General features: G+C 72.9%; 9 protein-coding genes and 1 tRNA gene. 5 read left to right on the forward strand and 5 right to left on the reverse strand.

Annotated elements, in window-relative coordinates; translation table 11 throughout:
- The first annotated feature begins 66 nt into the window (after positions 1–66).
- Positions 67–2,640, forward strand: a complete 2,574-nt coding sequence (locus ACH5AO_RS00850; protein WP_398921064.1) for a CHAT domain-containing protein — start codon at positions 67–69, stop codon at positions 2,638–2,640.
- Between the two features lie 183 nt (positions 2,641–2,823).
- Here the strand turns inward: ACH5AO_RS00850 and ACH5AO_RS00855 are convergent, their stop codons facing one another.
- Positions 2,824–4,527, reverse strand: a complete 1,704-nt coding sequence (locus ACH5AO_RS00855; protein ID WP_398920381.1) for a LuxR C-terminal-related transcriptional regulator — start codon at positions 4,525–4,527, stop codon at positions 2,824–2,826.
- A 95-nt stretch (positions 4,528–4,622) separates the two neighbouring features.
- Here ACH5AO_RS00855 and ACH5AO_RS00860 point away from each other — a divergent pair, with 95 nt between their 5' ends.
- Complete coding sequence (locus ACH5AO_RS00860) at positions 4,623–5,705, forward strand: M12 family metallopeptidase (RefSeq protein WP_398920383.1); 1,083 nt, start codon at positions 4,623–4,625, stop codon at positions 5,703–5,705.
- Positions 5,706–6,494: 789 nt separating this feature from the next.
- A complete protein-coding gene (locus ACH5AO_RS00865) occupies positions 6,495–7,532 on the forward strand; it encodes a hypothetical protein (RefSeq protein ID WP_398920384.1) in 1,038 nt (345 codons plus the stop codon).
- A 13-nt stretch (positions 7,533–7,545) separates the two neighbouring features.
- On the opposite strand, the gene ACH5AO_RS00870 is transcribed toward ACH5AO_RS00865, so the two are convergent.
- Positions 7,546–8,985, reverse strand: a complete 1,440-nt coding sequence (locus tag ACH5AO_RS00870) for a Yip1 family protein (RefSeq protein ID WP_398920386.1) — start codon at positions 8,983–8,985, stop codon at positions 7,546–7,548.
- Positions 8,986–9,203: 218 nt separating this feature from the next.
- Here ACH5AO_RS00870 and ACH5AO_RS00875 point away from each other — a divergent pair, with 218 nt between their 5' ends.
- Positions 9,204–11,048, forward strand: a complete 1,845-nt coding sequence (locus ACH5AO_RS00875; RefSeq protein WP_398920387.1) for a thiamine pyrophosphate-requiring protein — start codon at positions 9,204–9,206, stop codon at positions 11,046–11,048.
- A 95-nt stretch (positions 11,049–11,143) separates the two neighbouring features.
- On the opposite strand, the gene ACH5AO_RS00880 is transcribed toward ACH5AO_RS00875, so the two are convergent.
- Positions 11,144–11,217 (reverse strand) — tRNA-Pro (locus ACH5AO_RS00880).
- Positions 11,218–11,279: 62 nt separating this feature from the next.
- Complete coding sequence (locus ACH5AO_RS00885; protein WP_398920389.1) at positions 11,280–12,722, reverse strand: MFS transporter; 1,443 nt, start codon at positions 12,720–12,722, stop codon at positions 11,280–11,282.
- A 356-nt stretch (positions 12,723–13,078) separates the two neighbouring features.
- On the opposite strand from ACH5AO_RS00885, the gene ACH5AO_RS00890 reads away from it, so the two are divergent.
- Complete coding sequence (locus ACH5AO_RS00890) at positions 13,079–13,657, forward strand: TetR/AcrR family transcriptional regulator (protein ID WP_398920390.1); 579 nt, start codon at positions 13,079–13,081, stop codon at positions 13,655–13,657.
- A gap of 74 nt (positions 13,658–13,731) precedes the next feature.
- On the opposite strand, the gene ACH5AO_RS00895 is transcribed toward ACH5AO_RS00890, so the two are convergent.
- The gene (locus ACH5AO_RS00895; RefSeq protein WP_398920392.1) at positions 13,732–15,057 is read right to left on the reverse strand and encodes an MFS transporter; all 1,326 of its coding nucleotides are present in this window, start codon (positions 15,055–15,057) and stop codon (positions 13,732–13,734) included.
- Between the last annotated feature and the right edge of the window lie 226 nt (positions 15,058–15,283).

Below are 15,283 nucleotides of genomic sequence, written 5' to 3' on the forward strand. Positions count from 1 at the left end.
GTGGTTGCGGACCACTACCATCGTGGGGTGACAGCCGGAAGCGACACGGTGCTGGAACTGCTGCCGATGGTGTTCGCCGCCCCGGGTGAGGCGCTGGCGAGGGCGGAAGAGGTGCTGGGCGACCGTCCGCCTCCCCTGCACGCCTCCGTCGCCCATCAGGTGATCGGCATCTGGCAGCGGGACTTCGGCGACATGCGGCTGGCCCTGACGCATCTGCGCCGGGCCCGGGACTGGGCGGCGCGCGCGGACTCGGCCGAGCGGGAGGCGGACGTCCTCGCCACGCTCGGGGTCGCACTGGTGCACGCGGGGCGCACCCGGCAGGGCATGGAGGCGCTGGGGCGCGGTGTCGAGCGCGGCACCGGGCACACCCGCGCGCGGGTGCTGTTCCGCCGTGCGTACTCGTGGTGGGTGCTGGGCCATCACAAGGAGGCGCTGGAGGACGTACGGCGGGCCATTCCCGTACTGCGGCAGGCCGAGGACGTGATCTGGACGGCGCGGGCGCTGACCCTGCGGGCGACGGTGCACCTGGCGCTGGGTTCGGTGGAGCGGGCGAACGCCGACTTCACGGCGGCCGAGGCGCTGTGGGACACCACCGGGCAGGAGCACGACAAGGCGGACGCGGTGGAGAGCCGGGGGCTGGCCGCGTTCCGCGCGGGCGACGTCCCGGCGGCGCTGCGGCTGCTCGACGAGGCGGAGGAGCGGTACGCCAAGCTCGGCACGCCGACGTTCATGCTGAACATCCGGCGCTGCGAGGTGCTGATGGCGGCCGGTCTCGCCGCGGAGGCACTGGCCGAGGCGGACGCGGCGCTGCGGGCGCTGGACGGGATCGGCGGGCAGTCCACGCGCAGGGCGGAGCTGCTGCTGGCCGCCGCGCGGGCGGCCCGGCTGGCCGGTGAGCCGCAGACGGCGATCGCCCGCGCGGCGCTCGCGGTGCGGCTGTTCGCGGGGCAGCGGCGCACCTGGTGGGAGACGCACGCGCGGCTGGTGCTGATCGGGGCCCGGCACGCGGCCGGGCGCGGTTCGGGCCGGCTGGTCGCGGACGCGGCGGCGGTGGCGGAGAAGCTGGCCGCGCTCGGTGCCCCGGCCGCGCCGGAGGCGTCCCTGCTCGCCGGCCGGATCGCGCTGGAGCTGGGCTGGACGGCGGACGCGGAGCGGCATCTCGCGGTCGCCGCGCGGAGCAGGCACGGCGGGCCGCCGCTCGCGCGGATGACGGGCTGGGCGGCGCAGGCGCTGCGCGCCCGGGCCGCCGGTTCCGCGCGGGGCGTGCTGGAGGCCTGCCGGCGCGGTCTCGACGTGCTCGACGACCACCGGATGACGCTGGGCGCCTCGGAGCTGCGGGCCCGCGCCACCGCGCAGGGCGCGGAGCTGGCCGCGCTCGCGCAGCAGGCCAGTCTGGTCTCGGGCGGACCACGGCGGCTGCTGGTGTGGAGCGAACGCTGGCGGGCCACCGCGCTGTCCGCGCCGCCCACCCGGCCGCCCGCCGACCCGGCGCTGCTCAGCGGCATGACCGCCTACCGGGAGATCGCCGCCCGCGCGGAGGAGGCCCGCATGGAGGGCAGGCCCGTGCCGGCGCTGGAGCGGGAACAGCGGCGGCTGGAGCGGGAGATCCGCTCCCGGACGCTGCACATGCGCGGCGAGGCCCCCGACGGCGGTGACCGCTTGGACGTCGGCCGGCTGCTCGCGCGGCTGGGCGACAGCGGCGACGGACAGCTGGTGGAACTGGCCGTGCTCGACGGGCGGGTGCAGGTGCTGCTGTGCGGGCGGGGCAGGGTGCGGCGGTTCGAGGCCGGGCTGCTGGCGGCGGCGGAGACCGAGGCCGAGCACGTGCAGGCGGGGCTGCGGCGGCTGGCCCATCCGGGGGCGCAGGCGCGGCTGCCGGTGGTGGAGGCCGCGGGCCGCCGGCTGGAGGAGCTGCTGCTCGGTCCGGCCGCGGCGCATCTCGGTGACGGCCCGGTGGTGATCGTGCCGCCGGGGCGGCTGCACCGGGTGCCGTGGGCGCTGCTGCCCTCGCTGCGGGAGCGGGTGGTGAGCGTGTCGCCGTCGGCGAGCAGCTGGCTGCGCGCGAAGGAGACGGCGCCGCCGCCCGGGGAACGCCAGGTGCTGGTGCGCGGTCCGGGTCTCGCGACGGGTGGCGCGGAGGTGCCCGAGCTGGCCGGCCACTACGGCGGCGCGACCGTCCTGGAGCACGACGACGCGACGGTGCCGCGCGTGCTGCGGGAGCTGGACGGGGCGGGGCTGGCGCACATCGCCGCGCACGGCACGTTCCGTGCGGACGGCCCGCTGTTCTCGTCCCTGCGGATGGCCGACGGGCCGCTGATCGTGCACGACTTCGAGCGGCTGGACCGCAGCCCGTACCGCATCATCCTGTCCTGCTGCGACACCGCGCGGTTCGCCACGGTGGGCGCCGACGAACTCCTCGGCCTGGTCACGGCGTTGCTGCCGCTGGGCACGGCGGGGGTGGTGGCGTGCAGCGCCCCCGTCAACGACGCGGCGGTCGTCCCCCTCATGGTGGCCCTCCACAAGGCCCTCGGCACCGGCCTCTCCTTGGCGGAGGCCTTGCGCGACGCCCGCGCCGCGCTGCCGCCGGACGCTTTGCACCGGGCGACGGGCTGGGCCTTCACCGCCTTCGGGGCGGCCTGATCCCGCCGTGGGCGGCTGCGGGTGAGCCGTGGTCGCCCGCGCCCACGCGACGGAGCCGCACATCGTCGCAGCCCCGCGCCCCTTTGAGGTCGGTGCAGCTGATCCGCCTCAAGGGGCGCGGGGAACCGCGCGGGCGACCACGAACGACCCGCGGCCGCCGACGAGACGGAATCCGCCAAGCCGTCAGGCGGTCTGACGGGGCAAGGGGGCGCCCAGCCGGGTGTACGCCCCGTACAGGTGGTTGCCGACCGTGCGCACGGAAAGGGTGAGGCGTTCCGCGATCTGCCGGTTGCTCAGCCCCTCCGCGGCCAACGCGACGATCTGACGCTGGCGGGTGGTGAGTTCACCGAAGGCGAGGCCCGCGAGCGCCGGCGTGCGGGCGTCCTCGCAGCGGCGGGCGAGCGCGGCCGCACGGGTGCGCGCGGTGCGGGCGGCGTGCGGTTCCCGGTGGACGGAGACGGCCTGCGCGTGCGCCTCCGCGGCGAACAGCAGGAAGCCCCGCCGCTCGAGCTCCTCGCCCACCCGGTCCAGTGCGGGCCCGTCGGCCCGCGCGAGGGCGTCGGCGTGGTCGGCGAAGACGCCGGTGAGTCGGCCGGCGGCCCGTTCGGGGGTGCCGAGGCGTACGGCGTCGTACGGGTCGCCGTACGCCTCCGGGGTCCCCTCCGCGCGGGTGAGCTCGGTGCGGCAGGCCGGGTCGGCGGGGGCGGTGCGCAGGCCCTCGCGCGCCCATGCGGCCGCCTCCCGCAGTGCGCCGCGCAGCCGCGCGTACCGGGCGCGCAGGGCCGCGTACCCGGCCGGGACCGGCATCCCCTCGTCCACGAGCCGGTCCCCGACGGGCGCCGGCTCCGCCGTCACGTCGGCCCGTTCGATCCGCCGGGTCAGTTCCGCCGACTCGGCCTCCAGGGCGGGGGCGCGGTCCCCGGGGGTGCGGGCGAGCCGGCGGGCGCGCAGCCGGCCGGCGGCGGCTCGCAGGAGCGGGCCGTGCAGGGGGTGGGCGAGGCGGACGCCGCCGTGGTCGTCGACGCGGACCAGGCCCGCGGTCTCCAGGCGTTCCAGGACGGTGAGGTCGAGGTCGTCGCCGTCGAGCGGCAGGGGTTCGGCGAAGGCGAGGCGGTCGAGCGTCTCGCGCTCCTCGGGGCGGGCGCGGTCCAGGAGGTGGGCGGTGCGTTCGCGGACGGCCGGGGTCAGGGGCAGCGGGCCGCGCCCTTCCCAGGTGCCCGGTGTCCCGGTGGGCCGGCCGTGTGCGCGTACCGCGTCCAGGAGGTCCCGCAGCAGCCGCAGGTCCCCGTCGCACAGCCGGTGCAGCCGGTTCGCGGTGAGCGGCTCCGGGGCGGGGTCCGTGCCCGCCGCGAGCAGGCGCGCGGTGTCCTGCCGGGGCAGCGGCGGCAGGGCGAGCCGGGGCAGCAGTTCCCCGGTCCACAGCCGGGACACGGCGGCGGGCACCGGTTCGCCGTCGGCGACGACGACCAGCAGCCGGGTGTGTCCGTGCACGGCGAGCTGGTGGAGCAGGGCGGCGGAGGCGTCGTCGAGCAGATGGGCGTCGTCGACGAACAGCGTGCGCGCACCGGAGAGCCGCCGCAGGGCGTGGTGCAGGGTGACGGGCTCGGGCAGCAGCGGGGTGAAGGCGGCGAAGGGCAGGTACCGGGTGCCCGGCGTCCCGGTGACACGGGCGCAGTCGGTGCCCCGCACCGCCTCGGTGACGAGCCGGGTCTTGCCCCGTCCCGCCGGTCCGGTCACCACGAGCCCGCGTCCCGGGCCGGTCAGTGAGCGTCGTACCAGGTCGAGTTCGCCCTCCCGGCCGGTGAACGGCCAGGGCGGCCGAAGGGCCGCCGCCTCCTTCCCGTTCGGCTCGTACGGCCCGGTGGCATCCCGTCGCGAAGTCGTCACGAGAACAGGAGCACGGCTACTCACGCCTGATACAGGGCCACTTGAGCAGACCCCGACTCAGGCGCCCGGCCGCACCGCACGGCAGTCTGTGGTCCATGACCGTCCGCCATTGCTCGCTGCCGCCGCAGCCGGACCCCGCGTATCCGCCGGGCCTGGCCGCCGGGCGGCTCGGCGCGCTGATCGGCGGGCGGCGGCTGTGGGTCAACGGCACCGTGCTGCACTACTGCTTCTCCGGCGACACCGCGGGGTCGGAGATCGCCGTTCCCGGAACCGGGCGGACCCGGTGGGTGTCGTGGGGCGGGGCCGAGGAGCAGCGGGACGTCGTGCGGGAGTGCTTCGAGGAGTGGCGGGGGCTCGGGCTGGGCCTGACGTTCACCGAGGTCCACGACCGTACCGAGGCGGAGCTGCGCATCGGGTTCCAGCTCGGTGACGGCACCTGGTCGGCCGTGGGCAGGGACGCGCTCCGCGTCGGTGCGCACGAGCGCACCATGAACTTCGGCTGGGACCTGACCGCGCCGGGGGAACGCGCCACCGTCCTGCACCAGATCGGGCACGCACTGGGCATGCAGCACGAGCACCAGAGCCCGTACGCCGCCATCCACTGGGACGACGAGGCCGTGTACGCCGAGCTGGCGGGCCCGCCGAACCACTGGAGTCGGGACAGGACCTACCACAACATCCTGCGCAGGCTCGGCCCGGACGAGGTCAACGGCTCCGTCTGGGACCCGCAGTCGATCATGCAGTACGCGTTGCCGCCGGGGCTGATCCTGGAGCCGGAGCAGTACCACGGGGGCGTGTACCCGCCCGGCACCCTCTCCCCCGCCGACAAGGAGTTCGTGCTCCGCCGGTACCCGCCGGCCGATCCGCCGCGGCCGCCGCCGCTGGTGCCGTTCCGTTCGGTGCCGCTGGGTCTGGGCCCCGGCGAGCAGGCGGACTTCCGCATCGATCCGCCGGAGACCCGCGACTACACGGTGGGCACCTTCGGCGAGGCCGACCGGGTCGTCGTGCTCTTCGAGGAGCGGGACGGGGAGCCCCGTTTCCTCGCCGGCCACGACGACGGGGGAACCGCGCACAACGCGGCCATCGCGGTCCGGCTGGTCAAGGGCCGCCGCTATTACGTCCGTGTCCGCCTGTACTCCGCGTGGGGTCCGGGCGAGACGGCGGTCATGTGCTGGTGACGGCGCACGACGGCCGCCCGCGGAGATCCGAGCCACAGTCCGGCGCCGGGGGAAGCGGTCGGGGACGTCGCCTTCGGGGGAGGGCGGCGTCCCCGGCCCACGCCACGCCCGGTGTTCACCCGGTGTGGCGTGCGGCGATGACCGCGGCCGAGCCCTGCGGCGAGGGGCGCACGGCATCGACGACGGGGTGTGGGGGAGAATTCCAGCGGCGTCGGCGGCGGCGAGACCTCGCGTTGCAAAGCGCGCCGTGCGGGTGAAGAGTGGAATGACATCGGCCCCATATCACCCGATTTATCCGTCAATCTCTCCGCGGCGCCGCACACAAAAGGGCAGAGCGCGCGAGGGAGACGCAGTACGAGGCCAACCGCGTCTGGAATCCCCATGGCCACAACCACCCGGCGACATGTATCACGCGTTGTCAGCGCATCCGTCGTGGCCGCGGCACTCGCGTTTCCCGCAGGTCTGACGGCTGCCGCGGCCGCGTCTCACTCCGGCGACGGAATCCCGGCGGGAACACCCGCCGGGACGACGCCTCCCGCGGACACCCCGCCGGCGGAGCCGACGCCCACGGGGCCTCCGCCGACGGGACCGACAGGACCGGACGGCACCCCGTCGAATGGTACGGAGAAGACGGACGGAACACCGGACCCCGGTCAATCACCCGGCCCCGGTGAGGATTCACCTCCGACGGCGCCCGATCCCGTCACGGATCAGGGGAAGGAAATCGAAGAAGTAACCGGAGAACTGAATCAGAAAATAGCGGAGGCTCCTGAAGAACTGACGTCGAGCGTGACACAGCTGACCGACGTCCTGGAGACGGTGGGAGACCCGGATGTGCCACCGCAGGAGAGGGAAGGAGTCATCGAGAGCGCGCAGGACATCGCCGCCACGCTGGATGTGATCAATGACCCCGGGACACCCGCCGAGGTGCGGGAGAAGCTGATCGGGGTCGTGAAACGCATGATCTCCGCATTGGACACGGTCAGCGACCCGAGCGTTCCGGCCGAGGAGCGGGCCGTGACCGTCCTGACCGTGCGGAGGTGCACCTCCGTCCTGGACCTGATCGGCGCCTCCGGAACGCCGCGGGAGCCGAGGGAGCACCTGGTCAACAGCATCAACCAGGTGTACCAGGTCCTGGTGCCGGACGAGGGCTCGTACCCGGCGCCGGGTGGGAGCCCGGCGAAGAGGGGGATCAGCGCCGCGCCGCAGCCCCGCCAGGACGCGGCGACGATAGGCGTCGCGCTGGAGACCAGCGGCCGGTCCGAGACGTCCGAGGGGAATCGGATCGGTCTCGCGCAGACCGCGGACGAAGCCAGTTCCTCACTGCAGGACAGCAGCGATCCCACGGTGTCGGACGAGGACCGGGAGGAAGCGCGGAAGGAAGCGGACGAACAGCTCGCCCGGTTGAACGAACAGCTGAAGAAGGTCGCCCTGGCCCAGGGGCTGCCGGACGCGCCGCTCGGCGAGTCGGCCGAAGTCTGCACCAATGCCGTCTTCGGGTCCGTCTCCGAGCGCAGTCTCACCCGGGGCCTCGAGAAAACGATTCCCGCACGCTGGAACAGCCAAGGGGTGAAGGACTACTGGAAGGCCGAGGAGTCCGGGTCCGACGCCCTCGACGTCCAGGTCCAGTTGCGGAACAACACGTACGACGACACCCCGATCGAAGTCGCACAGCTCATCACCGGGCTCGACCACGTCGTACCGGCGGACGAACTGTTCGGCACCATAGGCGTTCCGGGGCTTCACTGCCTGCAGTCGGCTCGGCACCTCGACCGGCAGGGGGTGGAGGTGGAGACCTGGCTCCAGATGGCCGAGGAGGAGGCGTAAGGGCTCGACCCGGTCATTCTCCGACCGCTTTCAGCAGTTCCGCGAAGGGAACCGCCGTGTCGGCGTAAGCCGTCGAGACGTCATACCTTTCCACGTCCCTCCTCTCTTCCGAGCGCTCGACCTCACCCTCGAAGTGGAACGACGAAATGGAATACAGGGGGGTTCCTCCGGGGGACCAGACCGCCGTCACATAACGCGGTTTGCGCGTCACATTGACAAGATTGTTGTTGTGCCGCACCCTGCCGTGGTAATAGATTTCTTCTCCACATTTTTCCGGACGGCAGTAGTACCGGCCCTCCCTCTTTTCCCACGAGCGGTGCGCGCGCCGGAACTGAGTCACGTCGATCTTCCCGCGGTCCTTCCTCATGTACGTGATCTGCAGGTCGACGTTCACCGTGTCGAAATCGGCGTTCACCGGGATCTGGACCACGCGCTCCATGGAGTATTCCTGTCCGACATCGAGTGAGTAACCCGGCTGGTAGAGACGCCCGCTGCTCACTTTGGTGAATTCCAACCGGTTGACGTAGCGTTCGGCGTCCTCCTCACGGTTCTCGTCCAGACTCTTTCTCCACTCCTTGAGCCGGTCCTCGCCCCCGGAAGGTTCGGCGACTCTGCCGTACACGGTGAAGTTGTTGTTGATGATGTAGACCGGGATCCCTCCGTCGTTCTTCATGTAGAACTTCAGCGGGACGTCCACGAACGGATTCCTGTGGTCGGCCTGCGGCTCGCCGAACTCTGCCTCCAGGACGAAGTGCATAGGTGCTGCCGCGGGCTGGTAGATGGTGGAGTACGCCAGGCTCACGGCGGTCAGGGTCCCCGTGGCGACCACCCCGGCCGCGAACGTCTTCGGTCGCGGGGTCCCCTCCCACGCCCTCTCCCGCACGAGGAGCCAGAGCGCCCACAGGGACCATCCCAGGAGAGGCATGAAAACCAGCAGATAAGGCGTGTATTCCTTTTCGTCGAACCATATCAACAGCAGAAGACCGTCGGTGGCGAACGCGATGAGCACCCCCAGCAGGGCGACCGCCCCGGAAATCCTGTGCTGTCGCCTCCCCCAGTAGTCGAACATCGCGATCACCGCCGCACCCTGCGCCACGGCGGACAGCACGATCAGGGATCCGGTCATCCGTTGCGCGAAAGTGAGGGCGCCGATGGCGTCCGGCCAGCCGATCACCATGTTCAGGACCATGGAAGCGAGCATTCCCGCCACCATCAGCACGAGGGTCGTGCGCCTTCGCCCGGCGCGGTCGGGCCATTCTCCGCTGTCCCCTCCGCGCCAGTACACGGACGCCGGGTCCTCCAGGTCCATGTCCTTCGGATAACCGAGGCGACCGAGTACGTCCCGCAGCTGGGCCAGTGACCAGGCGCTGCCCACCGTCCTACCGCCTACGACGACCCGGCGGAGCCCCCGGTGGTCCGGAGCCTCGACTGTCACCCATGGACGGATACTCATGGCCCCAGGCTCACGCCCGGGCCGGGACCCCGCATGCGGGGCTCCCCCGATCGGCGGCTCCTCGAACGGCCGGGCGGGCTCCACGCGGGCGGCGTTTCGCCCGTACCCGCACGGTTACCCCTGAAAAGGCGTACCCCCGCGCGCCCGCCGCGCATGCTCCGGACGCAGGGGGCAGTGGATCGGCAGTGGATCATCGACGGGATCGGAACGGAGCTCGCATGGCCAGCACCAAGGTGTCCGACTACATCCTCCAGCGGCTGCGCGAGTGGGATGTCGACCACGTCTTCGCCTACGCGGGCGACGGCATCAACGGTCTGCTGGCGGCCTGGGGACGGGCGGACAACAAGCCGAAGTTCGTCCAGTCCCGGCACGAGGAGATGTCCGCGTTCCAGGCCGTCGGCTACGCGAAGTTCTCCGGCAAGGTCGGGGTGTGCGCGGCCACCTCCGGGCCCGGCGCCATCCACCTGCTGAACGGACTCTACGACGCCAAGCTGGACCACGTGCCCGTGGTGGCGCTGGTCGGGCAGACCAACCGCAGCGCCATGGGCGGCTCGTACCAGCAGGAAGTGGACCTCGCCAGTCTCTACAAGGACGTCGCCTCCGACTTCTGCGAGACCGCCATGGTCCCCGAACAGCTGCCGAACCTGATCGACCGGGCGTTCCGCACCGCTCACGCCAAGCGCACCGTCACCGCGATCATCCTCCCCGCCGACGTGCAGGAACTGGACTACAGCCCGCCCACGCACGCCTTCAAGATGGTGCCCTCCAGCCTCGGACTGGGCCGCTACGCGCCGGTCCCGGCCGACGAGGACCTCCAGCGGGCCGCCGACGTGCTGAACGCCGGTGAGAAGGTCGCGGTCCTGATCGGTCAGGGTGCCCGCGGCGCACGTGAGGAGGTCGAGCGGCTGGCGGACGTCCTCGGTGCCGGGGTGGCCAAGGCCCTGCTCGGCAAGGACGCCCTGCCCGACGACCTGCCCTACGTCACCGGCTCCATCGGGCTGCTGGGCACCCGCCCCTCCTACGAGCTGATGCGGGAGTGCGACACCCTGCTGATGATCGGCTCCAGCTTCCCGTACACGCAGTTCATGCCGGAGCTGGACCAGGCGCGGGCCGTGCAGATCGACATCGACCCGCACATGATCGGCCTGCGCTACCCGAACGAGGTCAACCTCGTCGGCGACGCCCGCGAGACACTCCGGCGCCTGCTGCCCAAGCTGCACCGCAAGCAGGACCGGGCGTGGCGGGAGCAGGTCGAGAAGAACGTCGCCCGCTGGTGGGAGGTCATGCAGCGCCGCGCCGCCGTCAGCGCGGACCCCGTCAACCCCGAGTACGTCGTCCACGCCCTGGACGGCAAGCTGCCCGACGACGCGATCCTCGCCGCCGACTCCGGGTCGGCCGCCAACTGGTACGCCCGGCACCTGCGGCTGCGCGGCCGGATGCGCGGCTCCCTGTCCGGCACCCTGGCCACCATGGGGCCCGGCGTGCCGTACGCCATCGGGGCGAAGTTCGCCCATCCCGACCGGCCCGCCATCGCCCTGGTCGGCGACGGCGCCATGCAGATGAACGGCATGATGGAACTGGTCACCGCCGCCAAGTACTACCGCGAGTGGTCCGACCCGCGGCTGATCGTGGCCGTGCTGAACAACGGCGACCTCAACCAGGTCACCTGGGAGATGCGCGCCATGTCCGGCGCTCCGCAGTTCGAGGAGTCCCAGCACCTTCCCGACCTCCCCTACGCGGACATCGCCCGGCGCATCGGCCTGGACGGCGTCCGGGTGGAGAAGCCCAAGCAGGTCGAGGCCGCCTGGGACCGGGCCCTCGCCGCCGACCGGCCGTTCGTCATCGACTTCCGCACCGACCCCGCCGTCCCGCCCGTCCCGCCGCACGCCTCCCTGGACCAGATCGAGGCCGCCGCCACCGCGATCCTCAAGGGCGACAGCGACCGCGGCTCCATGGTGAAGCAGGGCCTGAAGGCCAAGGTGCAGGAGATGCTCCCCGGCACCCGCCACCGCGCCGACCGCCCCGGCGCCGGCAAGCACGACAGCAGCGAAGAGAACAGGTGACACGGAGACGGCCGGGCGTAAGTGGTCCCCGGGAATGACCGAGGGGCCGCTTCGGATTACCCCTGAAGCGGCCCCCGGCCTGCGACTTCGCAAAGTCGGGACGACAGGATTTGAACCTGCGACCCCTTGACCCCCAGTCAAGTGCGCTACCAAGCTGCGCCACGTCCCGATGCGGTTCACGCGGCGAACCGCGTGATCACGCAGGTCAACAGTACCGCATCGGGACGCGGGTCAGCCGCGTACGGCGGGGGCCTCGTGCTTCGGTTCCGGGGCGGCCGTCCGTACGGAGGGGGAGGCCGGGCGGGTGGCGCGGCGGGCCGGGACCAGGAGGGCCGCGCCCGCCGCCGCGAGGCAGAGGACGGCGAGCAGGGTGAAGCCCCGGGTGTAGCCGGACTCGTACGGCAGGCCCGAGGGCTGGAGCCGGCCGGTGACCAGGACGCTGGTGATCGCGGCGCCGATGGAGCCGCCGATGGTGCGGATGTTGGCGTTCATGCCGGTCGCGGCGCCGGTCTGATCGGCTGGGACGCTGCCGACGATGAGGTTGGCCATGGCGGCGAAGGCCAGTCCGATGCCGAGGCCGAACACGCCGGCGGCCAGGGCGACCTGCCACTGCCGCCCGTGCCAGAGGGCGAGGACGGCGCAGGCGAGCGCGCCGAGCGCGGCACCGGCCGTCAGCAGCGCCTTGGCGCCCACGACCGGCTCCAGTCGGCCGCTGAGCATCCCGGAGAGGAACATCGCGACCAGCATGGGCAGCATCAGCAGCCCGGCGGTGGTGACGCTCGCGCCGAAGCCGTAGCCCGCGGAGTCCGGGGTCTGTACGAAGCCGGGGAGGAAGGACCAGATCGCGTACATGCCGGCGCCGAAGAGCAGTGCGGCCGTGTTGGTGGTCCACACGGCGGGCAGCCGCATGACACGCAGGTCGATCAGCGGGCTGCGGGAGCGGGACTCGGCGTACAGCCAGAGCGCGAACAGGACGACGGCGGCGCCGAGGAGCCCGAGGACGCGGGCGGAGCCCCAGCCCCAGCCGCCGGCCTGGCTGAGCGGCAGCAGCAGGGCCACCAGCCAGGCCGAGAGGAGCCCGGCGCCGGCCCAACTGACGCTGCCTTCGGACCGGTTGGGGGACTCGGGTATGTAGCGCAGGGCGATCAGGACGGTCACCGCGACGACGGCCACGGGGATCCAGAACAGCCAGCGGTAGTCGAGTGCGGCGACGATCGGGCCGGCCGCCACCATGCCGACGCCACCGCCGGCGGCGATCACGGCGGACAGGCTGCTGATGCTGCCGCTCACCTCGGAGGCCCGGAACTCGTCGCGGATGATGCCGAAGGAGAGCGGGAGCAGGGCGCCGCCGACGCCCTGGACGACCCGGGCGAGGATGAGGACGCCGATGGTCGGCGCGAGGGCGGCGAGCAGGCAGCCGGCCGCCACGGCGACGAGGACGCCGACGAGGGTCCGCTTGCGGCCGATCAGGTCGCCGACGCGGCCGAGGATCGGGGTGAACACCGAGGCGGACAGCAGATACGCGGTCATCACCCAGGTCGCGGTGGACTGCGAGGTGTGCAGCGCGTGCTGGACGGTCGGCAGGGCCGGCGCGATCAGCGACTGCAGCATGGAGAACACACCGGCACCGGTCGCGAGGACCGCGAAGGTGAGGCGGGTGGACGAGCGGGGCATGGAGAGCCTCTCCGAATCCGAACAGGTGCGGCCGCCGCCGCGCGGCCGGCGTGCCGCGGTGGCCGGGTGCGGGGCCGATGCGGCACGCGGGCCGCGTCGGGCACTCCGGCGGCCGTCGGAGGCGGTCGCGGAACGGTGGCACGGGACGGGGGCGGTGCGCCTGGCGCAGGGCCCGTGAGGGAGGTCGTACGCGGAGGTACGGGAATCGAGGGGTAGGGGGTGCCGACGCGCCCGTCGACGCGTGCGGCCGCACGCGCCCACGGCGATCACACCCCGCACTGCTAAAGTGGAGGTACCCCTCCACTGTAGCGGAGGTACCCCTCCGCTTCAATCCGAGTCCCGTCCGGGAGGCAGCCGTGACCGCCCAGCCGTTCCCCGTCAGCGAGATCGTGGCGTCCCGGCGACCGCACCGCAAGGACGCCGCCCGCAACTACGACGCCCTGCTGGCCGCGGCCCGCGAGGCGTTCGCCGAGCACGGCGCGGAGGCCTCCCTGGAGGACGTCGCCCGCCGGGCGGGGGTCGGCATCGGCACCCTCTACCGGAACTTCCCGACCCGCCGGCACCTGTTCGAGAGCGTCTACGCGGGTGAGGTGAACGACCTGTGCCGGTACGCCGAGGAGGTCGCCGACGGGGAGCCGTGGGAGGCGCTGGACGCGTGGCTGCGCCGGTTCGTGGACTACACGGCCACCAAGCGGGCCATCCGGGAGGCGATGGACGGCGAGTCGGAGATCTTCCTGGTGTGCCGGGAGTCGATGTACGCGGCGGGCGGTCCGCTGTTCGAGCGGGCGCAGCGGGCCGGACGGGCGCGGGACGACATCGCCTTCGACGATCTGCTGCGGATGGTCGCCGGGATCACCGCGACGAACTTCCTCGACGACGCCCAGCGCGACCGGGTGCTGGCCGTCGCCCTGGACGGGGTGCGTGCCGGGCGCTGAGCCGTGACGCACCGCGGGGCGGCCCCTTCTCCTGGGGCCGCCCCGCGGTCGTACCGGGTGGTGCGCGACCGGACTCAGCCGGTGGCGACCAGGTGCCGCGGTTCGCCGTCCCGCCGCTCCGGCCGCGCGGTCCGCAGCGCGGCGATGCCGATGAAGACCGTCGACGCCGTGCCGGCCAGGGCGAAGGCCGTGAAGCCCCAGTCGCCCTTGTCCGCGGCGAGCAGCTGGCCGCCCAGCCACGGTCCGAAGACCGCGCCGAAGCGGCCCATGCCGGAGGTCCAGCCGACCGCCGTGGCGCGGTGGGAGGGGGCGGAGCCGATGGACACGGTCGCGTAGATCATCGTCTGGGCGCTGTTGAGGAACACGCCGGTGAGGAAGACGACGGCGAAGGTCGGCGCGAGTGGCATGTGGACGCTGAGCAGGAAGACGCCGCCGGCGGTCAGCGCGAACCAGATCGCCGAGATACGCGGGGCGCCGAAGCGGTCGGAGGCCCGGCCGGCGACCAGCATGCCCACGATGCCGCCGAGGTTGAACAGGACGACGAAGGTGAGCGCGGAGCCGAGTTCGTAGCCCTCGCCGCGCATCAGGGTGGGCAGCCAGGTGGCGACGCCGTAGACGAGGAGCAGGCCGCCGAAGGAGGCCAGCCAGTACAGCAGGGTCTGGACCCACTCACCGCCGCGGAACAGGTCGAGCAGGTTGGCCCAGGGGGCGCCGGCGACGGTCCGGTCCTTGGCGGCGGGCAGTTCGGCGTCGTAGCGGGCGGCCAGCGCGCGAGCCTCCTCCGTGCGGCCGCGGGCGACGAGGAAGCTCAGCGACTCGGGCAGGAACCGGGCGAGCACGGGGACGAAGAGGAGCGGGACCACACAGACCCAGAAGGCGGCGCGCCAGCCGAGCGGCTCGACGATCCACAGGGCCACGTAGGCGGAGAGGATGCCGCCGGCGTGGTGGGCGGTCATCAGCAGGCCGATGGTGAGGGCGGCGCGGGCGCGCGGGGCGTAGTCGGAGACCATGCTGATCGCGGTGGGGAGCAGGCCGCCGAGGCCGAGGCCGGCCAGGGTCCGGCCGAGGCCGAAGACGGCGACGCCGTCGGATACCGCGCAGAGGCCGGAGGCCAGCGAGAAGAGCGCGACGCAGGAGACCATCAGCTTCTTGCGGCCGACGCGGTCGGCGACCGTCCCCGCGGTCAGCGCGCCGACGAGCATGCCGAAGGTGGCGTAGCTGCCGAGGTCGCCGGCCTGGGCCGAGGTGATGCCGAGGGCCTTCTCCTCGAGCATGTGGGGCAGGACCGAGCCGTAGATGAACATGTCCAGGCCGTCGAAGAGGACGGCGAGCCAGCACAGGCCGACGACCAGCAGGGCCAGTCTGCTGCCGCGGGCGGGCGGCGTGGAGGAGGAGGACATCGTTGTTTTCCTCTCGTCCAGGAGGAGTTTGCCTGGAGGGGATGTGTGATGGGGCGACGCTAAGGACCCCGCTCCCAAAGTGTCAACGTTTTTGTTGACAATCTCAGCAACAATTTGGGGGGTGGGGGGGGGGGGGGGGGGGGGGGGGGGGGGGGGGGGGGGGGGGGGGGGCGCGGGGGGGGGGGGGGGGGGCGGCCGGGGGGGGGGGGGGGGCGGGCGGGGGGGC

This window comes from Streptomyces sp. NPDC018964 (assembly GCF_044390325.1).
Classification (GTDB): Bacteria; Actinomycetota; Actinomycetes; order Streptomycetales; family Streptomycetaceae; genus Streptomyces.

Excerpts from the sequence above, each read along its gene's own strand:
- ACH5AO_RS00850 (WP_398921064.1), top strand. The coding sequence starts at position 67 with ATGGTGTTCGCCGCCCCGGGTGAGGCGCTGGCGAGGGCGGAAGAGGTG.
- ACH5AO_RS00860 (WP_398920383.1), top strand. The coding sequence starts at position 4,623 with ATGACCGTCCGCCATTGCTCGCTGCCGCCGCAGCCGGACCCCGCGTAT.
- ACH5AO_RS00870 (WP_398920386.1), bottom strand. The coding sequence starts at position 8,985 with ATGAGTATCCGTCCATGGGTGACAGTCGAGGCTCCGGACCACCGGGGG.
- ACH5AO_RS00875 (WP_398920387.1), top strand. The coding sequence starts at position 9,204 with ATGGCCAGCACCAAGGTGTCCGACTACATCCTCCAGCGGCTGCGCGAG.
- ACH5AO_RS00885 (WP_398920389.1), bottom strand. The coding sequence starts at position 12,722 with ATGCCCCGCTCGTCCACCCGCCTCACCTTCGCGGTCCTCGCGACCGGT.
- ACH5AO_RS00895 (WP_398920392.1), bottom strand. The coding sequence starts at position 15,057 with ATGTCCTCCTCCTCCACGCCGCCCGCCCGCGGCAGCAGACTGGCCCTG.